Source organism: Streptomyces sp. NPDC127092, assembly GCF_042722475.1.
Lineage (GTDB): Bacteria > Actinomycetota > Actinomycetes > Streptomycetales > Streptomycetaceae > Streptomyces.
On record NZ_JBHXFE010000017.1, the window covers coordinates 92,368 to 116,715 of the forward strand.

At 73.4% G+C, this 24,348-nt stretch carries 19 protein-coding genes; 9 read left to right on the forward strand and 10 right to left on the reverse strand.

What is annotated here, in order from left to right:
- Position 1: 1 nt before the first annotated feature.
- Together ACFWJO_RS16640 and ACFWJO_RS16645 are read left to right on the forward strand one after the other, a co-directional pair.
- Positions 2–1,048 carry a glycosyltransferase family 2 protein gene (locus ACFWJO_RS16640; protein ID WP_386865663.1) on the forward strand — a complete coding sequence of 349 codons (1,047 nt, stop codon included), beginning with the start codon at positions 2–4 and terminating at the stop codon, positions 1,046–1,048.
- Between the two features lie 47 nt (positions 1,049–1,095).
- A complete protein-coding gene (locus tag ACFWJO_RS16645) occupies positions 1,096–1,704 on the forward strand; it encodes an acyltransferase (RefSeq protein ID WP_386865664.1) in 609 nt (202 codons plus the stop codon).
- 25 nt (positions 1,705–1,729) lie between these two features.
- Here ACFWJO_RS16645 and ACFWJO_RS16650 read toward each other — a convergent pair whose 3' ends face one another.
- Complete coding sequence (locus ACFWJO_RS16650; RefSeq protein ID WP_386865666.1) at positions 1,730–2,434, reverse strand: hypothetical protein; 705 nt, start codon at positions 2,432–2,434, stop codon at positions 1,730–1,732.
- A 44-nt stretch (positions 2,435–2,478) separates the two neighbouring features.
- Here ACFWJO_RS16650 and ACFWJO_RS16655 point away from each other — a divergent pair, with 44 nt between their 5' ends.
- Complete coding sequence (locus ACFWJO_RS16655) at positions 2,479–4,557, forward strand: O-antigen ligase family protein (RefSeq protein ID WP_386865668.1); 2,079 nt, start codon at positions 2,479–2,481, stop codon at positions 4,555–4,557.
- Positions 4,557–5,507, forward strand: a complete 951-nt coding sequence (locus ACFWJO_RS16660) for a glycosyltransferase family 2 protein (RefSeq protein ID WP_386865670.1) — start codon at positions 4,557–4,559, stop codon at positions 5,505–5,507. Before ACFWJO_RS16655 ends, ACFWJO_RS16660 begins: the two co-directional genes overlap by 1 nt.
- Here ACFWJO_RS16660 and ACFWJO_RS16665 read toward each other — a convergent pair.
- From ACFWJO_RS16665 to ACFWJO_RS16705, 9 genes are all read right to left on the reverse strand, one after another.
- On the reverse strand, positions 5,486–6,277 hold the full coding sequence (locus ACFWJO_RS16665) for a glycosyltransferase family 2 protein (RefSeq protein WP_386865672.1): 792 nt from the start codon (positions 6,275–6,277) through the stop codon (positions 5,486–5,488). The two genes, ACFWJO_RS16660 and ACFWJO_RS16665, sit on opposite strands and share 22 nt — an antisense overlap.
- The gene (locus tag ACFWJO_RS16670) at positions 6,277–6,939 is read right to left on the reverse strand and encodes a class I SAM-dependent methyltransferase (RefSeq protein ID WP_385689717.1); all 663 of its coding nucleotides are present in this window, start codon (positions 6,937–6,939) and stop codon (positions 6,277–6,279) included. Before ACFWJO_RS16670 ends, ACFWJO_RS16665 begins: the two co-directional genes overlap by 1 nt.
- A 176-nt stretch (positions 6,940–7,115) precedes the next feature.
- Entirely contained in the window at positions 7,116–8,162 is a 1,047-nt protein-coding gene (locus ACFWJO_RS16675) for a hypothetical protein (protein ID WP_386865675.1), read from the reverse strand.
- 1 nt (position 8,163) lies between these two features.
- Positions 8,164–9,750 (reverse strand): oligosaccharide flippase family protein, encoded by a 1,587-nt coding sequence (locus ACFWJO_RS16680; RefSeq protein ID WP_386865677.1) that lies wholly within the window; start codon positions 9,748–9,750, stop codon positions 8,164–8,166.
- A complete protein-coding gene (locus ACFWJO_RS16685; RefSeq protein ID WP_386865679.1) occupies positions 9,747–10,742 on the reverse strand; it encodes a chain length determinant protein in 996 nt (331 codons plus the stop codon). The genes ACFWJO_RS16680 and ACFWJO_RS16685 overlap by 4 nt, the downstream gene beginning before the upstream one ends.
- Positions 10,743–10,854: 112 nt before the next feature.
- Complete coding sequence (gene wecB, locus ACFWJO_RS16690; protein WP_386865681.1) at positions 10,855–11,958, reverse strand: non-hydrolyzing UDP-N-acetylglucosamine 2-epimerase; 1,104 nt, start codon at positions 11,956–11,958, stop codon at positions 10,855–10,857.
- Between the two features lie 5 nt (positions 11,959–11,963).
- Complete coding sequence (locus tag ACFWJO_RS16695; protein ID WP_386865683.1) at positions 11,964–13,220, reverse strand: nucleotide sugar dehydrogenase; 1,257 nt, start codon at positions 13,218–13,220, stop codon at positions 11,964–11,966.
- On the reverse strand, positions 13,220–13,990 hold the full coding sequence (locus ACFWJO_RS16700) for a WecB/TagA/CpsF family glycosyltransferase (RefSeq protein ID WP_386865685.1): 771 nt from the start codon (positions 13,988–13,990) through the stop codon (positions 13,220–13,222). Before ACFWJO_RS16700 ends, ACFWJO_RS16695 begins: the two co-directional genes overlap by 1 nt.
- Positions 13,987–15,231 (reverse strand): hypothetical protein, encoded by a 1,245-nt coding sequence (locus ACFWJO_RS16705; protein ID WP_386865687.1) that lies wholly within the window; start codon positions 15,229–15,231, stop codon positions 13,987–13,989. The genes ACFWJO_RS16700 and ACFWJO_RS16705 overlap by 4 nt, the downstream gene beginning before the upstream one ends.
- 610 nt (positions 15,232–15,841) lie before the next feature.
- On the opposite strand from ACFWJO_RS16705, the gene ACFWJO_RS16710 reads away from it, so the two are divergent.
- The 5 genes from ACFWJO_RS16710 (at position 15,842) to ACFWJO_RS16730 (ending at position 24,345) form a co-directional block, all read left to right on the forward strand.
- Positions 15,842–17,230 carry an MFS transporter gene (locus ACFWJO_RS16710; RefSeq protein ID WP_386865689.1) on the forward strand — a complete coding sequence of 463 codons (1,389 nt, stop codon included), beginning with the start codon at positions 15,842–15,844 and terminating at the stop codon, positions 17,228–17,230.
- Complete coding sequence (locus ACFWJO_RS16715; RefSeq protein WP_386865691.1) at positions 17,227–18,285, forward strand: TolB-like translocation protein; 1,059 nt, start codon at positions 17,227–17,229, stop codon at positions 18,283–18,285. Before ACFWJO_RS16710 ends, ACFWJO_RS16715 begins: the two co-directional genes overlap by 4 nt.
- Positions 18,286–18,447: 162 nt before the next feature.
- On the forward strand, positions 18,448–18,918 hold the full coding sequence (locus ACFWJO_RS16720; protein WP_386865693.1) for a hypothetical protein: 471 nt from the start codon (positions 18,448–18,450) through the stop codon (positions 18,916–18,918).
- Positions 18,908–19,564 (forward strand): hypothetical protein, encoded by a 657-nt coding sequence (locus tag ACFWJO_RS16725; RefSeq protein WP_386865695.1) that lies wholly within the window; start codon positions 18,908–18,910, stop codon positions 19,562–19,564. Before ACFWJO_RS16720 ends, ACFWJO_RS16725 begins: the two co-directional genes overlap by 11 nt.
- Positions 19,565–19,566: 2 nt before the next feature.
- A complete protein-coding gene (locus tag ACFWJO_RS16730; protein ID WP_386865749.1) occupies positions 19,567–24,345 on the forward strand; it encodes a putative T7SS-secreted protein in 4,779 nt (1,592 codons plus the stop codon).
- Positions 24,346–24,348: the final 3 nt, after the last annotated feature.

Sequence of the window (24,348 nt, forward strand, 5' to 3'; positions counted from 1 at the left end):
CATGAGCTCTGTCAGCGTCGTGATCCCCTGCTACAGGTACGGCCACTTCCTGGCCGACTGCGTACGCAGCGTGCTCGACGAACAGCCCGGCCTCGACGTGCGGGTGCTGATCATCGACGACGCGTCGCCCGACGACTCGGCGGAGGTGGCCAGGAAGCTGGCCGCCTCCGACCCGAGGATCGAGGTGCGGGTCCACGAACGGAACAAGGGCCACATCGCCACGTACAACGAGGGCCTGCTGGAGTGGGCGGACGGCGACTACGTCGTGCTGCTGTCCGCCGACGACCGGCTGGTCCCCGGGGCGCTCGTGCGGGCGGTGGCCCTGCTCGACGCCCACCCGGAGGCGGGCTTCTGCTACGGCAGGCCGCTGCGCTTCCGGCACGGCGGGCCGCTGCCCGCGGCCCGCACCCGGTCCACCGGCTCCGTGGTCTATCCGGGCCACTGGTGGCTGGAGCGGCGCTTCCGCGAGGGCACCGGGTGCATCACCTCTCCCGAGGTGGTGGTGCGCACCAGCCTCCAGCGGAAGGTCGGCGGCTACGACCCGGAGCTGCCGCACGCCGGGGACATCGAGATGTGGATGCGCCTGGCCTCGCACGCGGACGTCGGCTACATCGCCGGTGCGGACCAGGCCTTCTACCGGGTGCACGGCGACAACATGTCCACCACGGACTTCGGCGGCCAGCTCGACGACATCCGGCAGCGCCGGGCGGCCTTCGCCGCGGTCCTCGACAAGTGCGCCGACCGGCTCCCGCAGGCCGGACACCTCGCCCGCCTGGTCGACACCCGGCTCGCCCGCCAGGCGCTCCGGCGGGCCTACCGGGCCTACGACCGGGGCCGGACGGACGTCGTGCCGGTGGACGAGCTGGTGGCCTTCGCCCGCGAGTGCCGGCCGGACGCGGAGACGCTGCCCGAGTACCGGGCGCTGCGGCTGCGCCGCCGGATCGGCGCCCGCGCCATGCCGTACCTGCAGCCGCTGATCCTGTCGGCGGTGGCCGAGCGGGCCCGCGAGTGGTGGTGGTGGCAGTCGTGGAAGCGCCGCGGGATCTGAGCACGGCTCGCCCACTCCCCCCTCTCCCTCCGAAGAAAGGCACGTCAGTGAACTACCGGGTCCAGCCCACCGCCCAGGTCGACGAGAAGGCCGTCGTCGGCGCCGGCAGCAGCGTGTGGGAGCTCGCCCAGATCCGTGAGGACGCCCGCCTCGGCGAGAACTGCGTGGTGGGCCGGGGAGCGTACGTCGGTCCCGGCGTGACCGTCGGCGACAACTGCAAGCTGCAGAACTACGCCCTGGTGTACGAGCCCGCCGTCCTCGGCGACGGCGTCTTCGTCGGCCCGTCGGCGGTCCTCACCAACGACCACAACCCGCGGGCCGTCGATCCCGAAGGGAAGCTGAAGCGGGGCGGCGACTGGGAGCCGGTCGCGGTGCGGATCGGCGACGGCGCGGCCGTCGGCGCCCGCTCGGTGTGCGTCGCGCCGGTCACCATCGGCCGCTGGGCGCTCGTCGCGGCCGGTTCGGTGGTGACCTCCGACGTGCCCGACTTCGCCCTGGTGATGGGCGTCCCGGCCCGGCAGGCGGGCTGGGTCGGCAAGGCGGGCGTGCGGCTCACCGCGCACCCGGAGCGCCCGGGGGTGTGGGAGTGCCCGGAGACGGGCGCCCTGTACGAGGAGCGGGACGGCCGGCTCACGGAGCACGGTGACGCGCGCTGACCCCCGCGGTCCGCGGCGGTGTGCCCTACGGGGCCGCCGCCCGGCGGCGGCGCCTGGCCGTCGCGTACCGCTCGGTCCACAGCGCGCACATCACCCCGGCCAGGGTGCCGAGCGCGCCCGTCCCGGCGACGGCGCGGGTGCGGTTGGGCGGCAGTGCGACGGTGCCGGGGCGGTTGACCAGGTCGACGGTGAGCAGGGTCGCGGCCGGCACCTTCTGCTCGGTCTGCAGGGCCTTCAGGTGCCGGCCGTAGACGTCGATGATCGCCTGCACGACGCGGTCGGCCTCCTCGGGCGCGGTCTGTTCCGCCTCGATCTGCAGCGTGGGGATCGAGTAGTACGGCGTGGCGCTGGTGCCGCTGTTGCGGGGGGTCAGCCGGTAACTGCCGTGCACTCCTGCCGCCTTGAGCTCGGCGCGGCCGTCGGGCGACTGGAGCCGCTGGACCACCGCGTAGGAGACCATGGCCAGCGAGGGCTGGAGGTTGGTCAGCTGGTTGGGCTGGTTGTCGGTGCGCGGCGGCTTCACCACGAGCACCGCCGAGCTCTGGTAGCGCGGCGCGGGCCGCAGCGCCGGGTAGCAGGCGGCGCCGGTGACGAGCGCGGCGAGCAGCAGGACGTACCAGCGGCGGAGCAGCACGCGGGCGAGCCCCTCGGGCGTCAGCGCGTCGTCGGCCGCCCCGGCCGCGTCGGCCGTGCGGTTCGCGTGGGCTGTGTCGTGCGTCAGCGGTTCCATCAGAACCGATACTGGCACCACCGAGGGGAACCGGGGGAGGGTTCGTGAGCATCGCCGAGATCTTCCGCGTGCTGGCCAGGCGTTGGTACGTGATGGTGCCGATGACCCTGCTGAGCGTGCTCGCGGGCGGCTACCTGTATACGACCGTGCCCGTGACGTACGAGTCGCAGAGCCAGCTCGCGCTGCTGAACTCCAGCCGGGTGGCGCGCCCCGCCCCGAGCTACGGCAACACCCTCGCCTACGCGAGCGGTTCGCTGATCGGGACGGCGGACGTGCTGATCCGGGCGCTGCAGTCGGCGGAGACGGTGGAGGTGCTGCGCGGCCACGGTGTCACCGACGAGTACGCGGTCGACTTCGCCGCCCAGGCGGAGGGTCCGCTGCTCACCCTGACGGTCAAGGGCGACGACCGGCGGCGGGTGCTGGAGGAGACCAGGAAGCTCACGGACTACGCGGCCGAGCAGCTGCAGGAGCTCCAGAAGCAGGCCCGGGTGCCGGACGGCTACTACGTGGAGTCGGCGCGGATCGTGCCGCCGCAGCAGCCGGTCTCGCAGCCCAAGTCCCGTTACCAGAAGGTCGCGGCGGTCGTCGTCCTCGGCGTGACGGGCGGGTTCCTGCTGTCGTTCGTCCTGGAGACCTGGGCGTCGGCGCGGCGCCGTGCCCGGGGCGTGCCGGGGCTCCTCGACACTCCCCCGGTGCCGCGGCCCGGCGCGGGGCGGCTGCGCGTCCTGCTGACCCGCCCGCTGGACGCCACCGCCGTGCTCACCGGGTATCTGGCGCTCGCCCTGTTCCTGCCGTCGAACCTGGCGCTGCCGGCGCTGGGCGGCGCGGGGACTCCGGCGAACGTGTTCGCAATGCTCGGCCTGTTCTGGTACCTGGCGACCTGGTGCGCGGGGCGGATCTCCCCGGCGCCGGGCACCCGCCCGATGCGCCTGGTGATGCTGGTCCTCTCCCTCACGGTCCTCCTGTCGTACATCGCGAACCAGGACCGGATCAGCACGCAGAAGGAGATCCTGGCGGCCGACCGGGGGCTGATCGTGCTCCTGGTGTGGGTGGCGCTGGTCGTGCTGACCACGGCCGGCATCCAGGACCGGAAGCGGCTCGACGTGCTGCTGCGCCGGCTGGTGGTGATGGGCTCGGTGGTGGCCGCCCTGGGGCTGTACGACTTCTTCACCGGGACCAACATCGCCGACTCGCTGCGCATCCCGGGCCTCAACTCCAGTGTCGCGAGCGTCGCGGTCCTGGACCGGGGCTCGTTCACCCGGCCGCGCTCGCTGACCGCGCATCCGCTGGAGTTCAGCGGCATGCTGGCGATCCTGCTGCCGTTCGCGATCTGGTACGCCTTCGACCCGGCGCGGGCCGGTCTGAGCAGGTTCCGCCGGTGGGCGCCGGTGGTGCTGCTCGGCGGCGGGCTGCCGCTGACGGTGTCGCGCACGTCGATCATCGGGATCGCGGTCGTGGTGCTCGTCATGGTGCCGCGCTGGAAGCCGCAGCGGCGCTGGACGGCGATCGGCATCCTGTTCGCGGCGGTGGCGGTGTTCAAGGTCCTGGTGCCGGGTCTGATCGGCACGATCACCGGGCTGTTCTCCGGCAGCCTCAACAACGCCGACAGCAGCACACAGGCCCGGACCGTCAAGTACCCCAAGATCTACGAGTACTTCGTGCAGGATCCGGTCTTCGGGCGGGGCTTCGGCACGTTCACGCCGGAGCGCTACTTCTTCACCGACAACCAGTACCTCCTCACCCTCGCCGAGCTGGGTGCCGTGGGCGTCGGATGTCTGCTGCTCCTGGGACTCTCCGGCGTGCACAACGGCGGTTCGCTGCGGCGGCTCGCCCGGAGCGAGTCGGACCGGGAGCTGGGGCAGGCGTTCTTCGCCTCGGCGATGGTCGCCCTGGTGATCAGCGCGACCTTCGACACCCTGAGCTTCCCGATGTTCGCGGGCGTGTTCTTCCTGCTCCTGGGCGCGGGCGGGAGCTGTGTCGGCTTCGTACGGCGCGAGGCGACCGGGAAGCCGGTGTCCGCCGAAGCGTCCTCGTCGCCCCCGGGGCCGCCGGCGCCCCCGTCGCCGGGGCCGGCCGTGCCGTCCGCCCGTACACCCCGCTCCTCCCGTCTCCTGGAGATCTGATGCACCGTCAAGGACCGGACGCCGGCGCCGGCCGTCCCGTCGCCGTCGTCGTCGTCACCTGGAACAGCGCGGCCGTGCTGCCCGGATTCCTCGACTCGCTCCCGGCCGGGATGAAGGGGCTGGACTGGCGGCTGGTCGTCGCCGACAACGACTCCTCCGACGACACCGTCGCCCTGGTCCGCGAGCTGGCCCCCGAGGCCACCGTGGTGGAGACCGGCCGCAACGGCGGCTACGCCTTCGGCGTGAACGCGGCCCTGCGGGCCGCCGCGGCCTGGGAGGACGGCCACGGCGCAGTGCTCGTCTGCAACCCGGACATCCGGATGGCCGAGGGCTGCGCCGCGACACTGGTCGACGCCCTGGGCGCACCGCTGCCGGACGGCTCCCGGGTCGGGATCGCGGTACCGCTGCTGCACGAGGAGGACGGCTCCCTGATCCACTCGCTGCGCCGTGAGTCCAGTCTGTCCCGGGCGCTGGGCGAGGCGGTGATCGGCAACCGCCGGGCCGGCCGGTTCCCGTCCCTGAGCGAGCTGGTGACCGCCCCGGCCGCCTACCGCGCGCGGACCTGCGCCGACTGGGCCACGGGGGCGCTGATGGCGCTGTCCCGGGAGTGCGTGACGGCCTGCGGGCCGTGGGACGAGTCCTTCTTCCTCTACTCGGAGGAGACCGAGTACTGCCTGCGCGCCCGGGACCTCGGGCTGTGGACCCGGCTCGAACCGGCGGCCCGCGCGACCCACCTGGGCGGCGAGTCGCGGGTCTCCCCGCGCCTGTGGTCGCTGCTCGTGGCCAACCGGGTCCGGCTCTACCGGCGCCGCCACGGCCTGGCGGCCGCGACGGCGTTCCGTGGCGCGGTCCTGCTGCGGGAGCTGTCCCGCGCGGCGCTCGGCCGGCCGCCCGCGCGGGCGGCCGTCGCGGCCCTCCTGGGGGCCGCTCAGTCCCGCCAGGAGGTGTAGAAGCTGCCGGGGTTCACCAGGTAACGGACGGTGGGCCGGGGCAGGTGGACCACCCGGTGGGCGCGGGCGTAGCGGCGGATCAGCTCCCAGTCCTCGCGGGGCAGCACCTCGGGGGTGCGCCGCAGCCGGCTGAAGCGCAGGGCCGGGACGCGGCGGGCGACGAAGGCGTTGGTGTCGAGGAAGGCCTCGTGGGCGGCCCTGCGCCGGTCGAAGGGCACCGACAGGACGTCCATGTCGGTGCCGTCGGGCCGTACCCGGCGCAGCGCCGTGTAGACGGCGTCGGGCCCTCCGGGGGCCTCCAGGACGGCCAGGGCCTCCTGGAGGTGCTCGGGTTCCCACAGGTTGTCGTCGTCGAGGAAGGCGACGTAGGCGGAGTCGGTGAGCCGGATGCCGACGTTGCGCACCACGCCCGCGACGCCGGTGTTTCGCGCGAGGGACACCGCGAACAGCCGGGGGTCGTCTGGGAGTTCGGGCAACCCGGCGCCGTCGTCGACGACGATGACGACCTGGTCGCGCACGGTCTGGTCCAGGGCCGAGCCGACGGCCCGCAGCAGTGCCTCGGGCCGCCGGTGGGTGGCGATCACGGTCGCGACGCGGGCGGTGGGCGGCCGCCCGAGCCGCCGTGCGAGCCGGGCCGTCTCGGCGTCCTCGACCCGCCGCAGCCGGCGGGCGGTCGGCGCGAGCAGCACCTTGTTGCGCAGCTCGTAGAGGACGAGCCAGCCGAAGAGCCGCTTCAGGAGCTCCCAGGGGGCTCTGAGGACGCGGCGCATCAGGCCCGGGTGCGGACGGCGGTGAGCGACTTGGTCAGCCCGGCGACCCGCTCGCTGAGGATCACGGACCGCGGGAAGAGGTAGCGCATCTCGGCGCGGGTGAGCAGCTCGATGTTGATGACGGCGTCCATGGCCTCCTCCGGGTTCCCGGGGCGGCTGTGGGTCAGCGGCCAGTGGCGGACGAGCTTCGCCTGGGCGGCGAGCGGCAGGAACTGGAAGCCCGGGGCGAGGAAGTGCGGTTCGACCGGGAAGTAGCGGTACGGGGTCTGCACCCAGTGCAGCGGGGCCAGCTTCTCGATGGCCGTGACGAAGCGGCGCCGCTGGCTCGGTCCGCCGACGTGCTCGATGGTGGAGTTGGAGACCACCAGGTCGAACTGGCCAAGAGAGTCAGGGATGTTGGGGTCCGTGACGTCGGCGATCTCGGCGCTGATCCAGTCCGGCAGCTCGGCGGGGTGCGCCTCCAGGTTCACCAGGTGCACGTGCCGGGGCCGGAGCGGGGAGCGCAGCCAGTTGTCCGCGGTGCCGCCGAGGTCCACCACCCGCATCTCCGTGATGGCCGGGAAGCAGGAGCGGAAGCGCTCCCAGCGGGCCGCGCGGAATCGTTCGCCGAGCGAGTCGGGCGCGTCGACGAAACGGTTGCGGAGGGCACGGATGCCGGACATCGCATCAACCACCTGGAGTTCGGAAAAGGCGGGGTGGGAACGCGGTCAACCGTAGTGCGAGATGAGGGGATCCATCAGGCGGATGCCCGGAACGCGGCCTCGCACTTTCAGGACCGTCCGCCTCGCCCTTTCCGGGCCGTTCGCCTCGCCCTTTCCGGGCCGCCGGCCTCGTGTCCTCAGGGCTGCGGCGCGGGTTCGACCGGGGTGCCGTCCGCCATCCGGTTGCCCCGCCACACATTGCCCTTCCCGGCCGGGTTCCAGTAGGCGACGGCGCCGTACTTGCCGCCCGCCGGGTAGTACTGCGGCGAGAAGACGTTGTCGGTGACCTCGATGCCCGCGGAGTCCTTGCCGCCCGCGTAGAGGGTGTACGCGCCGCCGGCCAGCCAGTTGTCGTCGACGACGGTGTGGGTGACGGGCGCGCTGTCGGCGAAGAGCCCGATCGCGGCGGAGGCGCCCTTCTCGACGGGTGTCGGGTTGAGCAGCGTGTTGTGACGGATGGTCAGCTTGCCCTTGCCGCCGCCGTTGCTGATGACGGCGTTGGTGTGCTGCCACTCGCCGTCCAGGTTCTTGAACGGCTGGATGTCGTGGACGTAGTTGTCGTGGATGTTCCCCTGCCCCATGGAGAGGGCGTCGCCGAAGACGGAGATGTCGCAGTGGGCGATCTCGATCGAGCTGGTGCTCATGTTGGAGACGGCGTAGTCCGAGCCGCCGTTGTTCGGGCCCTTGCCGGGGACGGCGGTGATGGTGGTGTGCAGGATGCGGAGACCGGAGAAGCCGGGACGCAGGTTGATGCCCCACCAGTTGGTGGAGGTGATCCTGCTGTCGATGACGGTGACGTTGTCGGCGTAGATGTCGAGGGAGCCGGTGATGTCCCAGCCGCGGATGACGGTGCCGTCGGTGCGGATGGCCGCGTTGCCGGTGCTCTGCGGCGTCAGGGTGGCGGTCCGCGGACCGGTGGTGGTCTCGTCGGGATAGCCGCAGTCACGGGGCCGGGCGCAGCCCCTGGGCGCGGGCGGCTTGCCGTCGGCGGTGCCGGGGCCGGGCCGCTTGGACGCCTCGGCGCCGGGCTCGGTGATGGCCCGGGAGTCGCACAGCGCCGCGCCGCCCAGGCAGAGCGCCTGCTGGCCGAGCCCGGTGAAGGTGAACAGGGCGAACAGCAGGACGGCGGCGAGCAGCGCCGCGCCGAGGGCCTTGCGGCGGCGGGGTCGGGCCAGGGAACTCACCTCATCGCTCACGGGCCGGGGCGGCCGGCCGCTGCTGTGCCGGTACGGACGGGACGGTGCCCGCCTCGTCCGCGGAGGGCGCGGCCTGCGCCGCGGGTGCGTCGGTGCCCCGGCCCCGGCGGCGCCGGGCCAGTGCCCCGCGCACCAGTGTGCGGGCGGGCAGCGCGCACACGGCGTAACACGCGAGTCCGGTGACACTCGTGGCGCACAGTGCGAGGATCCCCTCGCCGAGGCGCTGCCGCAGGGCCATGAGGACGACGGCCATGACCAGGCCGCCGAGTACGGGGCGGACGCTGACCCGGGCGAGCGCCCGGGTGGCGACGCCGCCGCGCCGCAGGGCCACCAGGAAGGCGGGCAGGACGACCGCGCCGGCGACGACCACGTGGCCGGCGGCGACGGTCTCGATGCCTCCGGCGCGCGCGGCGACGACCAGGACCGGCACGAGGGCGACCAGCCAGAGCCCCTGGATGAGCAGCAGCGAGCGGCGCCTGCCGACGGCGACCAGGCAGTCGTACGTGAGCTCGGCGGCGATCCTCGCCAGGCCGAGGGCCATCAGCCAGGGCAGCGCCTCGGCGGCGGGCCGCCACCTCGCTCCGTAGACGAGCTCGATCAGCGGCCCGGCGAGCGCGCCGAGCAGCACGCAGGCGGGCACCGTCGCGGTCATCAGGACGCCGAGGGCGCGGGCGAAGCCGTCGGACAGGGCCTTCGGCGAGTCGGCGAGCCGGGAGAAGCCCGCGAAGGACACGCGGCGGGCGGTCTCGGAGATGACCCGGACGGGCCAGCCGGCCATGTTGAAGGCCAGCATGTAGTAGCCGAGGGCGACATGGCCGAGGACCGCGCCGACGATCATCGCGTCGGCGTTGACCACGGCGAGGGACAGCATGCTGGCGCCGGCCAGCGGGAGGCCGAACCGGAGCAGCGCCCTGGCCTGCTCGCCGTCCCAGCCGAAGCGCAGCATGCCGGGGGCGGCGAGCGCGCAGCCGGCCAGGGCGACCACGTTGCCGGCGACGGCTCCGCAGGCGAAGCTCATGGCGCCCCAGCCCTGGAGGGCGAGCGCCAGGGTCACGGAGGTGCTGACGACGAAGTTGAGGGCGTCGATGACCATGCGGCGGCCCTGGCGGAACTCCCGGGTGAGCACGCCCGCGGGCACCTGGGAGAGGCCGTCCAGGATGAGGCAGAGGCACATCACCCGCAGCACGGCGGTCGCCTCGGGGGCGCCGAGCAGCGCGGCGACTGCGGGCGCGGCGGCGAACAGCGACAGATAGAGCAGGCTGCTGGAGAGGGCGCTGAGGGTCAGCACGGTCGGCGCGAACCGGCGGACGTCGCCCTCCCAGCGCACGACGGCGAGGGTGACGCCGAGCTCGTTCGCGGACAGCAGCACCATGAGGACCGTCTGGGCGACGCCGTACACGCCCCAGGCCGCCGGGTCGAGCACGTAACGCACCAGGACGATGCCGGTGGCGAAGTTGCCGAGCCGCATCACCATGGTGTTGACGAGGCTCCAGCGGGTCGCGGAGCGGACCTTGGTGCCGAGGGCGGTCTGCTCGGCCTCGGCGGTGTCGTTGCCCATCGGCTGACTGCCCGTCACTTGACCCAGGAGGGCGGCCGCTTGGCGGGGCGGCGCTCGGAGACGGGCAGGACGGGAAGCTGGACGGTGGGCTGGTCGGGCTGCTGCGGGCGGTCGTCGTCGGCGGCGGAGTCGGCGTGGGGCTCGGTGGCCGACTCGGCGGGCGGTTCGGCGTGGGGCTCGGTGGGCGCGTCGGTGCCGGAGAGCACGCCGTCCCGGAGGTCGCCGCCCAGGTCGAGCCGCGCGGCCGGGCGGACCGGCCCCGGCCGATCGGGCCGGTTCTCCGCGGTCTCCGCGCTCTCGGTGGCCTCGGCGGGCGCGGCGGCTCCGGTGGCCTCGGCGGGCGCGGTCTCGGGGCGGCCGCTCTCCGCGCTCGCGTGCCCGGTCTCCGGCCGCTGGCGGTGCCTGGCCTGCTTCGCCCCGCGGCGGCGGGCCTCGGCGAAGAAGGTCGCCACCAGACTGAGCACGAGGCCGAGGCCCGCGGCCATGACCAGGTACTGCACCTTGGACTTGAGCTTGGCCTGGGGGTCCTGCGGCGGGACGATCGTGGTGATCCTGATCATGGCGTCCCGGGCCACCGACTGGTCGGCCTGGAGCTCCTCGAGCCGTTCGGCGGTGAAGGCCATCAGCGTCTTGTTCCCCTTCAGGACCGCGTCCGGCTCCTCACCGGTCACGGTGAGCCACAGCAGCGGTCCCTGCGCGTTGTCCGCGATCTTGGCCTCGTACTTCAGGTCGAGACCGCGCGTTTTCAGTTCCGCCTTCGACGCGTCGGAGTTGACGTTGCGGGCGAGGCTGTCGGCCATACCCGTCAGCGAGGGCTCCATGCTGAGGAAGGGATTGCCGTCCGCCTCCGTGCCCTTGCGGGAGTTGAGCATGGCGACGGTGCTCTGGGACTCGTACGAGACGGGCACGAGCAGCCAGGCCCCCACCGTCAGGCCCGCGGTGAGCAGCAGCCCGGGCACCAGGACGTACCACCGCCGGCACATGACCCGGAAGATCTCTGCGAGGTCCATGGCATTCCCCCTTGCGCGCCCCGATCGGCGGCTGCTCAACTGCCGTACCGCAGATGAGAATAGGTGGGATCGCGACGAGGTGTGAGCCCTTCGCGATCACCACGTGTGCGACTCAGCGGCGGTCGGTCGGCCGGGGACGACCGGCCGCGGTGCCCCCCTCCAGCAGGACCCGGGCGATCCGTTCGCCGGCGCGCCCGTCCCACAGCTCGGGGCGGCGGGGCGGCGGTGGCGCGGCGAGCAGCCCGACGGCGGTGGCGACGATCCGCTCGGGATCGCGGCCGGCCAGGACGTTGGTGCCCTGCTCGACGGTGATCGGGCGCTCGGTGTTGTCCCGGAGCGTCACGCACGGTACGCCGAGGGCGGTGGTCTCCTCCTGGACGCCGCCGGAGTCGGTGAGCACGATCCGGGCGCCCGCCTGCAGGGCGATGAAGTCGAGGTAGCCGGCGGGCGGGACGAGCCGGATGCCGCCGGGGACGCCGATCGCGTCGATCCGCTCGGCGGCCCTCGGGTGCACGGGCAGGACGAGCGGGCAGTGCGCGGCGACCTCGCCGAGCCCCTTGAGGAGTCCGGCGAGGATCCCGGGATCGTCGACGTTGGCGGGCCGGTGCAGGGTGACCAGCCCGTACTCCTCGGTTTCCAGGCCGAGTTCGGCCAGGGAGCGGGACTCCTTCGCCCGCTCCAGGTTGGCGAAGAGGGTGTCGATCATGACGTTGCCGACGACGTGGACCTGGTCGTCGTGATGGCCCTCGGCGCGCAGGTTCTCGGCGGCGTCCTCGGACGGGGCGAGCAGGTAGTCGCTGATCCGGTCGGTGGCGACCCGGTTGACCTCCTCGGGCATGGACCAGTCGCGGCTGCGCAGCCCCGCCTCGACGTGGGCGAGCAGCGGGCCCGCCTTGGCGGTGACGAGGGCGCAGGCGAGGGTGGAGTTGACGTCGCCGACCACCACGACGAGGTCCGGGGCGAGTTCGTCGACGAGCGGCTCGAAGGCGGCCATCACCCGGCCGGTCTGGGTGGCGTGGCTGCCGGAGCCGACGCCGAGGAAGTGGTCGGGCGGGCGCAGGCCGAGGTCCCGGAAGAAGACGTCGTTCATGGCCGGGTCGTAGTGCTGGCCGGTGTGGACGAGGACGGTCTCGGCGCCCCGTGCCTCCAGGGCGTCCAACACCGGCTTGATCTTCATGTAGTTGGGTCGCGCGCCCGCGACGCAGATGATCCGCATGGGGGTCAGAGCACCTCGATCCTGGGACCGCTCAGCCGGCGCCGGCAGTCGAGTACGTAGTCGGCGTGGGCCTCGACGAGCCCGTAGTCGAAGGCGTCGTGGTCGGTGATGAGCACCACCGCGTCGGCGGCGACCAGCTCCTTCTGGGTGAGCTCGACCCGGACCAGCCGGTTGTCGACCCGCTGGCCCTCGACCACGTGCGGGTCGGCGGCGCGGACCTCGGCGCCCATGTCCAGGAGGAGCTGGGAGATGCGCAGCGCGGGCGACTCGCGGGCGTCGCCGGTGTTCTTCTTGTAGGCGAGGCCGAGCAGCAGGATGCGGGAGCCGTTGACGGCCCGCTTGCGGGAGTTGAAGGCGTTGACCAGGCGCCGGGTGACGTAGTCGGGCATGTGGTTGTTGATGTCGTTGGCGAGCTCGACGAAGCGGAAGCTCTGGCCGAGTTCGCGCTGGACCCGCCAGGAGAGGTAGGAGGGGTCGATCGGCAGGCAGTGCCCGCCGACGCCGGGGCCCGGCGTGAAGCGCATGAAGCCGAAGGGCTTGCTGGAGGCGGCGTCGATGGCCTGCCACACGTCGATGTCGAGGTGGCGGGCGAACATCGCTATCTCGTTGACGAGGGCGATGTTGACGTGCCGGAAGGTGTTCTCGAGGAGCTTGGCGAGCTCGGCCTCCTTCGGCGAGCCGACGGGCACCGTGGTGTCCACCAGGCCGTCGTAGAAGTCCTGGACGGCCTTGAGCGAGGCGGCGTCCACGCCGGAGACGACCTTCGGGGTCTGCTCGAAGCCCCACACCGGGTTGCCGGGGTCGATCCGCTCGGGGCTGTAGCCGAGGTGGAAGTCGGCGCCGGCGACGAGCCCGGAGCCCTCTTCCAGGAGCGGGCCGAACAGCTCCTGGGTGGTGCCCGGGTACGTGGTCGACTCCAGGATCACGGTCGCGCCGGGGCGCAGATAGCGGGCCAGGGCGCGGGCCGACTCCTCGATGTAGCGCAGGTCGGGCGTGCCCTCGTGCAGCGGGGTGGGCACGGTGACGACGGCGACGTCGAAGCCGCCGCAGTCGCGCACGGAGTCGCTCGCCCGGTAGCTCCCGGCCTCGAGGGCGGCGCGGATGCGCTCCGAGGAGACGTCCTCGACGTACGACTCGCCCGCGGCGAGGCTCTTGACCCGCTCGGTGTCCACGTCGTACCCGATGACCTCGTGTCCGGTCTCGGCGGCCCGGATGGCGAGGGGCAGTCCGACGTATCCCTGTCCGACGACGACGACGCGCATCACGACTCCCTGCTCCCGGTGCTGATGGAAGGTGTACGGCGGAGCAGCTCCCGTCCCGTCATGAGGGCGAAGGAGACGTTGGTGGTGAGGTAGCGGCGGCCGAGGCGGCGCGGCTCCTGCAGGGTGCGGTAGAGCCATTCGAGGCCGAGCCGCTGCCAGCGCTCGGGGGCGCGGCGGGTGATGCCGGCGAGGATGTCGAAGGAGCCGCCGACGCCGTGGACGAGCGCGACCTTGCTGCGTTCGCCGTAACCGGCCGTGAAGATCTCCTTCTTGGGCGAGGTCATGCCGAGGAACAGCATGTCGGCGCCGCTCTCGGCGATGGCGTCGGCGACGGCGGGCTGTTCGCCGTCGTCGAAGTAGCCGTTGCGGCTTCCGGCGACGCGCAGGCCGGGGAAGTGGACGGCGACCCGGCGGAGCATCCGTTCGAGGACGTCCTGCCGGGCGCCCAGGAAGTAGACGGAGAGCCCTTCGCGTTCCGCCTCCGCGAGCAGCCGCATGAACAGGTCGATGCCGGCGACGCGTTCGGGCAGCGGGCGGCGCAGCAGCCGGCCGGCCCACACGACGGCCTGGCCGTCGGCGAGGACGAGGTCGCAGCCGGAGACCGCCCGGGCGAGGGCGGGGTCGCGGCGCATGTTGACCAGCTTGGCGGCGTTGACGACGCCGATCTCCAGGCGCTCGCCGGCGCGGACGGCGGCGAGGCAGCGGGCCACGGTCTGGTCCATGGTGAGGGCGTCGAGCGTGACGCCGAAGAGGTTCTGCCGCGTGGTCATCTCACCTCACCGGCCTCACGGGCGCCGTCGGCCGAACGGGCGCCGTCGGCCTCGCGGGTTCGGCCCGTGCCCGCCGTGCCTCCGGTGGTTCCGGCGTCGCCGATCGAGCCGAGCCAGGCGAAGAGCATCCAGCCGAACTCGTACGGCCGGCACTCGCGGTCCACCGCCGTGGGGCGGAACACCGCGTCGAGCGGCCCGAGCCGCAGCCCGGGCACGAACCGGGTGCTGAGCCCGCGGGCGGCGCGTACCGCCTTCTTCGGGTCGCCGCGGTGGACCTTGCGCCAGGTCACGCCGAGCTCGTCGAGGATCATCGGCTCGACCGCGCCCGCGCGGGCGAGTTCGGGCACCTCGGTCATCCAGCGCAGGCCACGGCGGATCGGCTCGGCGAAGTCGGTGCCGCCCGCCTCGGCGAGGTCGAGCAGTGCGGTGGGGGCCATGGCGTGCTGGTGCACGCTGTAGACCGGGTAGCCCTCGACGACGGTGCCGCGCCGGGCGTCGTAGTGCCACCACCACTGGCCGCCGTCGCCCTGGAGGGCGCAGATGCGGGTGGCGCAGGCGTCGGCGGCGGCCAGCGCCCGCGGGTCGTCGCCGCTCGCGTGGGCGCGGGCGAGGGCCTGCAGCGGGTAGGTCTGGTCGGCGAAGCAGCCGATGTGCGCGCGGTACCAGGGGTTGAGTCCCGGCCCGGTGGCGTGCGGGAAGAGCGGGCTTCCGCCGATCCGGGCGCGCAGCAGGCGGTCGCGGGCGGCGGCGAGCCGCTGCTCCACGTCGAGGGTGGCGCGGGCGGCGGCGAGCGCGGACAGCACCCAGGCGGCCTCGACGGTGTACTGGGGTCTTCCGGGCACGTCGAGGACGGCGACCCGGTCGAGGGCGTCCGAGAGCTTGGGGTGACCGGTCTCGGCGGCGGCCCAGGCGACGAGCGCGGCGTCGCCGAGGTTGCGCACGCCGGGCAGCCGCTCGACGAGGAGGCCGGTGAACTCCTCGGCGGTGTGTCCGCCGAGGACGGCGCGCTGCCGGTCGGCGGGCAGGAAGCGGGCGCCGAGGGCGGTGATCGCCGCGTAGCGGATGCTGGTGCCGCGCTGTTCCAGGGCCCAGGAGCCGTCGCCCGCCGGGCGGCCGGCGCGGGTGAAGACGAAGCCGGTGCCGTCCGGCGTGAGCATGCGCGGCAGCCCCCGCTCGGCCACGGCGAGCAGCCGGGTGGCGAGGTCGTGGAGCGGTCGGTCCGCTCGGGCGAGCGCCGTCATCCGTGAACTGCGTGGAATGTCGGGTGTGTTGGCAGGACGAACTGACACACCCACCCCCCTCGGGTCGGTACCGGACCAGAGCGGCTGGTCCGGATCGGCTACTGAACGGCCCGCCGTCGGCGGGTCGTTGTGGTGCGTGCTGGCGAAACGGGTGTCCGGCGAAGGGACGCCGGTCGGCGCGGGGACGACATCACGGCGGACCGAGGGGCACTCCTCAGGACCCCTGGGCGCGGCCGTGCCCGCGCGACGGCGCTACTGCCCGGTGGATTCCCGGTCCCCGGGCGCGCCGACGCGCGATCGGACCCGGTACCGACGGTCCCGGGCATGGTGAGCATGCCGATGAAGGCAGTCGGCGTCGAAGCGACGGCGCTTCGGCCTCCTGCCGGTGGAATCCCCCACGAACACCCCCTGGGCACAGCGGTCGACAGCTCGAACGTTGTGCTCAACTCGCAGCGTACAACGGGAAGATAGGCGCACAACACGGTGACGATGAGGCCTTTCGCGGAATTGGTGGCAAGCGGTCGCTAAGCCGCCCCGATCCTGCCGTTCCGCCGGGTGCCAGCGGTTACAGTGGGCGCGCGTCCACCCGCTCGACGAGGCTGGAGTCCCCGTGTACCTGGCCGACCGCTCCGCCCCGCAGGGGGCGACCGACGCGCCGGACCGCCTCCGCGGCACGGTCCGCGCGGTCTCCCCGACCGTCCTGGCGCTCGGCACGGTCAGCCTGGTCACCGACGTCTCCAGCGAGATGGTCACCGCCGTCCTGCCGCTGTACCTGGTGATGGGGCTGGGGCTCAGCCCGCTGGGCTTCGGCATGCTCGACGGCGTGCAGAACGGGGTGAGCGCCCTCGTCCAGCTCACCGGCGGCCACCTCGCCGACCGGGTGCGCAACCACAAGCTGGTGGCGGGGATCGGTTACGGCCTGTCGGCGCTGTGCAAGCCGCTGCTGCTCGTCGGACACCTCGGCGCGCTGGGCGCCGCGCTCGCCCTCGACCGTACGGGCAAGGGTCTGCGCACCGCCCCGCGCGACGCCCTGATCTCGCTCTCGACGCCGCCGGACCGGCAGGGCAGGGCCTTCGGCGTGCACCGGGCGATGGACACCACGGGGGCGCTGCTCGGTCCGGTCCTCGCGTTCCTCATCCTCGGGGTGGCCGCGGGTGGTTACGACGCGGTGTTCGCGGTCAGCGGGTGCGTGGCGGCGCTCGGGGTGCTGGTGCTGCTGCTCTTCGTACCGGGTGGGAAGCGTGCGCCGGACCCGGCGGGCGGCGCGCCGGACGTGCCTGCGCCGCGGGCGGGGACGGAGCGGCCGGGCGAGGAGGCGAAGACGGAACGGCGGGTCGAGGAGGCGAGGACGGAACGGCCGGCTCCGGCGCCGGGGACGGATCTGCGGGCTCCGGAGCCGAGGACGGATCTGCGGGCGGCGTTCGGGCTGCTGCGGACCCGGCGGCTGCGGGTGCTGTTCGGCTGCGCGGTGCTGCTCGGTCTCACCACCATCAGCGACGCCTTCCTCTATCTGCTGGTGCAGCGCCGCACCGGGATCGACGAACAGCTCTTCCCGCTGCTCCCGTTGGGCACCGCCTCGGTGTTCCTGCTGCTCGCCCTGCCGCTGGGGCGGCTCGCCGACCGGGTGGGCCGGCGCACGGTGTTCCTCGCCGGGCACGCCGGGCTGCTCCTGGCGTACGGCCTGCTGCTGTGGGCGCCCGCGACGCCCGCCCTGCCGTACGTGGTCCTGGTGCTGCACGGCGCCTTCTACGCCGCGACCGACGGCGTGCTCCCGGCCGCGGTGGCCGCGGTGGTGCCCGAGCGGCTGCGCGCCAGCGGCATCGCCCTGGTCGGCACCGGCCAGGCGCTCGCCCGCTTCTGCTGCTCCCTGGCCTTCGGCGCCGCGTGGGCCGCGTGGGGCGACGGCCCCGCCCTGGCCGCGGCGGCCGCCGGCCTCGCCTGCTGCGCGGCCGCCTGCGGCGTCGCCCTGCGCCCCTCCCCCACAGGAGTCCTGCGATGACCCTCACCCCGCTGCGCCGCCTGCTGATCCTCGCCGTCGGGGTCCTGCTCCTCGGGGGCGTCGGTGCCTGGTCGGTGCTGTCAGCCGCCGACCGTGCGGCGGAGGAGAACAAGCCCCGGCCGGGCGGTCCGGCGTTCGCGGCCGGGAAGGTGGATCTGGACGAGCCGGGCCGACTGGTCTTCCGCAACACGGCGGCCGGGCCGCACCGCGACCGGCTGGTCTCCGTCCCGGCAGACGGACGGGACGGCGGCCCGGCGGGCGCCGTCCGCACCGTGTCGGACGTCGGCTGTCTGCGCTTCCACTCCGCCGCGGGCACCGGCGTGTGTCTGCGGTCGACGACGGTCCTGGGCCGCCCCGCGTACGAGGCCCGGATCCTCGACTCCGGGCTCCGCACCGTGCGGACGTACCCGCTGGCCGGCATCCCGAGCCGGGCCCGGGTCTCCCCCAGCGGCAGGCTGGCCGCCTGGACGGTGTTCGTGAAGGGCGAGTCGTACGGCACGGCCTTCTTCTCCACCCGCACCGCGATCCTCGACACCCGCGGCTGGAAACTCGCCGCGAACCTCGAGGAGTTCGGGATCACGCTTGACGGCCGTCCGTACCGCAACAAGGACGTCAACTTCTGGGGCGTCACCTTCGCCGCCGACGACGACACCTTCTACGCGACCCTGGCGACCGGCGACGAGACCCACCTGGTCCGCGGCTCCGTCGCGAAGCGCACGGTCACCACGCTGACCCGCAACGTCGAGTGCCCGTCGCTGTCTCCGGACGGCACCCGCGTCGCGTACAAGAAGCGGGTGATGGGCAGGACCGCCCTGTGGCGGGAGCACGTCCTCGACCTGCGCACCCTGAGGTCCACGCCGCTCGCGGAACGCCGCAGCGTCGACGACCAGGCCGTCTGGCTCGACGACGACACCCTCGCGTACGCCCTGCCCGCCGACACCCGCGCCGGCTCCGAGGACGTGTGGACCGTCCCCGCCGACGGCACGGGCACGCCCGAGGTCCTGCTGGAGGACGGCCAGGCGCCGCCCGCGCCCGCGCCCGCCCGGACCGGCTGAGCGCCCCGCTGAACGACCGATCGCGTGACCAGGTCGCGTGACCGGGCCGGGCAGCCTCACCCGCGCAAACGACACACGAGCAAACCTTCACGAGAACCACCTGCCCGCCTGCCGCGTCCTGCTCTACGGTGCATTCAAGCCACCGAGTACCAGGGAGGGGCCGTGCATCAGCCAGGAGCGGCGGCGCTCGCGGAGCGCATTGCCGAACGGAGAAGGGGTGGCGACGACCCTCGCGCGCTGGTCGGCGAGATGCGCCGCTCGGTCCTGCTCGTGCCGGTGGCCGACGGCGGGCTCTGGTCGGTGCGGGCCGGCGGCGTGCGGTGGATCTGCGGGTTCACCGACGAGACCGCGCTGGCCCGGTTCGCCCTGCGGCACGGGCCGGGCGACCGGGCCATGGACTACGCGGCGCTCCTCGGGGCACGGATCGTCGACGAGATCGTGCCGTCCCTGGGCGAACCCGCGGGACTCGCGGTCGACATCGCCACCGAGGACGGCTCGATGTTCTTCCCGCCGGTCGTCGGCATCGTCCCGGACGCGGTCGCGGTGGATGCACCGACAACGGCGGACGGTCAACAGACGCATGGCCGGGCGGACGCCCGGCCGGTGACGGAGGGGGACGGTCATGAGCGGTGACGGCGCGGACCTTCAGCTCGACAAGGCCTCGGTCGCCAAGTTCACCCAGGGCGTCGGCGCGACCATCGACCAGCTCGGCGACCTCGGCGGCGCCACCGGCTCGGTCATGGGCAAGGGGTTCTCGGAGCTCGCCATGACGGGCATGGAGGCCGGGCACCACGGCCTCTCGGTCGACTTCGAGGACTTCTGCGAGCGCTGGGAGTGGGGCGTGCGCGCCCTCGTCCGGGACGCGAGCCAGCTGGCCGCCCGGCTCGGTCTGGCGGCGGGCACCCAGTGGGAGCACGACCAGTACATCGCGGGGGCGCTCAAGGTGGGTGCCAACTCGATCATGGGCGGCAATCCGCACGCGAGCGAGGAGGACATCGCCAAGCAGGACTGGGGCGAGATCTTCACGCCGGACTACCTGGACCCGGACTGGAGTCCCGAGTCCTTCGAGAAGGCCGGCCAGGAGATGGCGCAGACCTGGAAGGACACCGGGCGCACGGTGATGACGGAGGGCCAGGGCGGCCGGCAGTCGCGGATCCTCAACGAGCTCCTCGGCGTGTCCGACGAGCAGTGGAACCAGGCGCTCGACGACACCTTCGGCCCGTCGCCGGAGGAGCGCGCGAAGCAGCAGGAGCGGCAGGCCGGGTCCGGGGGTGAATGACGGTGGGGATCGGCGACTTCATCAGTGACATCACGCCGGACGTGGTCGAGGACGCGGTCGAGGACGGCGTCGAGTGGGTCGGCAACCGCGTCGAGGACGCGGGCAACTGGACCGCGGACCGGCTGGAGGACGTCGGCTGGGAGTCCGGCGCGGACTGGGTGCGCGAGCAGTCCCGCTCGGTCGCCAACCGGCTCGGCGCCGAGGTCGACGAGATGGACCTCGGGCAGACCGAGGACAAGACCAAGCTGATCTACGGCAGCCCCGGCAAGATCAACGCCACCGCGGACCGGCTCCGCGCCTTCCAGCTGTCCTTCGACGACACCGGCGACGGTCTCAAGGGCCTGGACTCCGCCCAGCTGAAGGGCGAGACCGCCGAGGCGCTGCGGACGGCCGTGAGCACCCAGCCGCCCAAGTGGTGGGCCGCCGCCGACGCCTGCTCGAAGGCGATCGGCGCGCTCGACCGGTTCGCCGACACCGTCACCTGGGCGCAGGGCGAGGCCCAGACGGCCATCGACAAGTGGAAGGAGGGCGTCAAGGCCTCCCAGGACGCCGCCGACGCCCACCGGAAGAAGGTCGACGACTACAACAGCGCCGTCGACCGCTACAACGCCCGGCCCGCCGACAAGCGCGACCCCTCCTCGCTGCCTCCGAAGCCCGCCGCGACCTTCGACGACCCGGGCAAGAAGCTGATGAAGGAGGCGCAGGACATCCTCGCCGAAGCGCGCCGGCAGCGGAACTCCGCCGCCGAGAACGCGCGTTCGGCGATCCGCGCCGCCCGTGACATGGCGCCGCAGAAGCCCTCGTACGCCGAGCAGGTGCGCGACGGCTACGAGGAAATGCAGATCATGGGCGACCATGTCGGCGGCGGCCTCGTCAAGGGCACGGCGGGCATCCTGAACTTCGTCCGCTCGGTCAACCCGATGGATCCGTACAACCTGACGCATCCGGCCGAGTACGCGACCTCGCTCAACAGCCTGGCCGCCGGTCTGGTGGTGGCCGTGAACGACCCGGTCGGCACCGGCACCCAGATGGTCAAGGACTTCATGAAGGACCCGGCCGAGGGGTTCGGCCGGCTGATCCCGGACATCGCGCTGACGGTCGCCACCGGTGGCGGCGGAGCCGCCGCGAAGGGCGTGCGGATCGCGGAGGAGGCGGCGGACGCGGCGCGGGTGCGCAAGCTCGTCGACGACAGCCCGGACGGCACCCACCAGCGCGGCGACCACGAGCGCGTCCACGACGGCACGGACCCGGTGGACCTGGCCACGGGCCGGATGTACCTGCCGTACACCGATGCCGAGATCCCGGGCATCCTGCCGCTGCTGTTCACCCGGCGCACCGAGTCCGGCCTGGCCACCGGCCGTTTCCTGGGGCGCGCCTGGTCGTCCACCGTCGACGAGCGCCTCGAGGTCGACGCCGTCGGCGTCGTCCACGTCACCGCCGACGGGCTCCTGATCACCTACCCGCATCCGGTGCCCGGCGCCCCGACCCGCTCCCGCTCCGGCCGGGGCCGGACCCTGCTCGCCAGGGACGCGGACGGCGACTACGCGCTGACCGATCCCGACGCGGGCGTGGTGCGCCACTTCGCCGCCCCGCGCGGCGCGGAGCCCGGCGGCGACGGCACCGCCTGGCTGTCCGGGCTCTCCGAACGCAACGGGCACACGGTCACCGTGGAGCGCGCCGAGGACGGTCTGCCCCTGGCCCTGGTCCACTCGGCCGGACACGCCCTGCGGCTGGCCACGGCGGACGGCCGGGTCACCGGCCTGACCCTGACCGTCCCTGGCGCGGACGGCACGGAGGGCGCGGTCGTTCCGCTGATGTCGTACGGCTACAAGAGCGGCGAACTGACCACGGTGACAAGGCCGTCGGGTGCCGTCACCACCTTCGCGTACGACGAGCGGCACCGGGTCGTCGCCTGGACCGACTCCAACGGGCACCGCTACGACTACGTCTACGACGACCGGGACCGGGTGGTCGCCGAGGGCGGCGAGGCCGGGCACGTCCAGATCACCCTGGCGTACGGCGAACCGGACGCCGCGACCGGCCACCGGACGACGCTCCTGACCACCGCCGACGGGCGGGTCACCCGGCATCTGATCGGTCCGGGCTGCCGGATCGCGGCCACCACGGACGCCCTCGGCCACACCACGCGGTACCGCCACGACGCCGACGGCAACCTGCTCTCGCGTACCGACCCGCTCGGCCACACCACCGGCTTCGGGTACGACGCGGAGGGCCGGACGGTCTCGGCCGTCCGCGCCGACGGGTCCGAACTCCGCGTGACGCGCGGCCCGTTCGGACTTCCGGTCGAGGTCGTGGGACCGGACGGAGCCCGCACGGCGTACGCGTACGACGAGCGCGGCAACCGTACGGCGGTCACCGACCCGGCCGGGAACACGACCCGTTCCGCCTACGACGAGGCGGGCCGGCTCACCTCGGTCACCGACGCCCTCGGGAACACGACCCGGGTGGTGTGCGACGCGGCGGGACGGACCGTCGAGGTCACCGACCCGACCGGGGCCACCACGCGCACGGAACGGGACGGCCTGGGCCGGCCGGTCCGGATCACCGACCCCACGGGCCGGGTCACCGTGCTGGAGTGGAGCGCCGACGGGCACCTCGCCCGCCGCACGGGTCCCGACGGCGCCACGGAGGCGTGGACGTACGACGGCGAGGGCAACTGCCTGACGCACACCGACGCCTCGGGCGGCGTCACCCGCTACGAGTACACCCACTTCGACCTGCCGCTGGCCACCACCCGCCCCGACGGCACCCGCCACACCTTCGAGCACGACCGGGACCTGCGGCTCACCCGCGTCACCAACGCCCAGGGCCTGAGCTGGAGTTACCGCTACGACGCGGTCGGCAACATCGTCTCCGAGACCGACTTCGACGGGCGTGAGCTGACCTATCGCGTGGACGCCGAGGGCCGGGTCGCCGAGCGGACCGACGCGCTCGGCGGAAGGATCGCCTTCGAGCGGGACGAGCTCGGGCAGGTGATCCGCAAGGACGTCGACGGCCGGGTGACGACCTACGCGTACGACCGGGCGGGCCGGCTCCTGGAGGCGGTCGGCCCGGACGGCGAGCTGCGCTACCAGTACGACCGCCGCGGCAGGGTCAAGACGGAGTCGGTGGACGGCCGGCCGATGGTCTACCGCTACGACGAGCTCGGCCGGCGCGTCCGCCGCACCACCCCGACCGGCCACGTCACCTCGTACGCCTACGCCGACGACGGTCTTCCGCTGCGGCTGACCACGGGCGGCCGGGAGATCGGCTTCCGCCACGACGCCGAGGGTCGCGAACTCGCCCGCGTCTTCGGGGAGTCGCTGACGCTGACCTCGTCCTGGGACGAGGCCGGCCGGCTCGCCGCCCAGCACGTCACGGCCGGATCCCGGACGGTGCTCGGCCGCGCGTACGGCTATCGCGCCGACGGCCGGCTGGTCTCGGTCGCCGACCGGCTCGCCGGCACCCGCACCTACGACCTCGATCCGCTGGGGCGGGTCACCGCCGTCCACGCCCGGGGCTGGACGGAGCGGTACGCGTACGACGCGGCCGGCAACCAGACCTCGGCGTCCTGGCCGGACCGGCACCCGGGCGGCGAGGCCGTCGGCGAGCGCGTCTACTCCGGTACCCGGATCACCCGCGCCGGCGGGGTCCGCTTCGAGCACGACGCGCTCGGGCGGATCGTGCTGCGGCAGAAGACCCGGCTGTCCCGCGGGCCCGACACCTGGCGCTACACGTGGGACACCGAGAACCGCCTCACCTCCGTCACCACGCCCGACGGCACCCGGTGGCGCTACCGCTACGACCCGCTGGGCCGCCGCACCGCGAAGCAGCGCCTGGCGGCGGACGGCGAGAGCGTGGTCGAGGAGGTCCGGTTCACCTGGGACGGCCTCACCCTGTGCGAGCAGACCAGCCACCGCCCCGAGGACCCGCACACGGTCGCCCTGACCTGGGACCACCGGGACGTCGTGCCGCTGGCGCAGACCGAGCGGATCCTCACGGCCGACAGCCGGCAGGAGGAGATCGACCGGCGCTTCTTCGCCATCGCCACCGACCTCGTCGGCACGCCGACCGAGCTGATCGACGAGTCGGGCGCCGTCGCCTGGCGCACCCGCAGCACGCTGTGGGGCACCACGGCCTGGGCCCGGGACAGCAGCGCGTACACCCCGCTGCGCTTCCCCGGCCAGTACTACGACCCCGAGACCGGTCTCCACCACAACCAGTTCCGGCACTACGACCCCGAGACCGGCCGCTACGCCTCCCCGGACCCGCTGGGCCTGGCGCCCGCGCCGAACCCCGTCGCCTACGTCGACAACCCGGCCACCGGGTGCGACCCGCTGGGCCTCGCGCCCAAGTGCCCGGAGGAGAAGGCCAGGCAGCGGGCGGTCAAGGCGGCCGACAACGTGATCGACCGGGCGGCCGACGGCCGCTTCCGGAAGCATCCGGACTACCACGGCGACACGATGCACGGCTTCAGCGACGAGCGGGTCCTGGAGATCCTGAAGAACCCGGACGCCGTCTACCGGTCGACGGGCGGCGCCGGGAACCTCATCTTCCGCCAGGGCGACGACGTGGTCGTGACCAAGGGCGTCGGCTCGGAGGCGGGCCAGGCCATCACCGCGTACGGTCCGTCCGGCGTCCTGGGCGAATCGGGGGCGACGGCGGTCGGCAACGGGGCCAAGGCCACGGACGCCGGCCGGCCGATCACCCACGAGGACATCGTGGAGGGCAGGATTCCGGGCAAGAACGGCTTCATGCCGCCCGCGGTGCAGATCAAGTAGGAC

Excerpts from the sequence above, each read along its gene's own strand:
- ACFWJO_RS16640 (WP_386865663.1), top strand. The coding sequence starts at position 2 with ATGAGCTCTGTCAGCGTCGTGATCCCCTGCTACAGGTACGGCCACTTC.
- ACFWJO_RS16650 (WP_386865666.1), bottom strand. The coding sequence starts at position 2,434 with ATGGAACCGCTGACGCACGACACAGCCCACGCGAACCGCACGGCCGAC.
- ACFWJO_RS16660 (WP_386865670.1), top strand. The coding sequence starts at position 4,557 with ATGCACCGTCAAGGACCGGACGCCGGCGCCGGCCGTCCCGTCGCCGTC.
- ACFWJO_RS16665 (WP_386865672.1), bottom strand. The coding sequence starts at position 6,277 with ATGCGCCGCGTCCTCAGAGCCCCCTGGGAGCTCCTGAAGCGGCTCTTC.
- ACFWJO_RS16670 (WP_385689717.1), bottom strand. The coding sequence starts at position 6,939 with ATGTCCGGCATCCGTGCCCTCCGCAACCGTTTCGTCGACGCGCCCGAC.
- ACFWJO_RS16685 (WP_386865679.1), bottom strand. The coding sequence starts at position 10,742 with ATGGACCTCGCAGAGATCTTCCGGGTCATGTGCCGGCGGTGGTACGTC.
- wecB (WP_386865681.1), bottom strand. The coding sequence starts at position 11,958 with ATGCGGATCATCTGCGTCGCGGGCGCGCGACCCAACTACATGAAGATC.
- ACFWJO_RS16695 (WP_386865683.1), bottom strand. The coding sequence starts at position 13,220 with ATGCGCGTCGTCGTCGTCGGACAGGGATACGTCGGACTGCCCCTCGCC.
- ACFWJO_RS16700 (WP_386865685.1), bottom strand. The coding sequence starts at position 13,990 with ATGACCACGCGGCAGAACCTCTTCGGCGTCACGCTCGACGCCCTCACC.
- ACFWJO_RS16705 (WP_386865687.1), bottom strand. The coding sequence starts at position 15,231 with ATGACGGCGCTCGCCCGAGCGGACCGACCGCTCCACGACCTCGCCACC.
- ACFWJO_RS16715 (WP_386865691.1), top strand. The coding sequence starts at position 17,227 with ATGACCCTCACCCCGCTGCGCCGCCTGCTGATCCTCGCCGTCGGGGTC.
- ACFWJO_RS16725 (WP_386865695.1), top strand. The coding sequence starts at position 18,908 with ATGAGCGGTGACGGCGCGGACCTTCAGCTCGACAAGGCCTCGGTCGCC.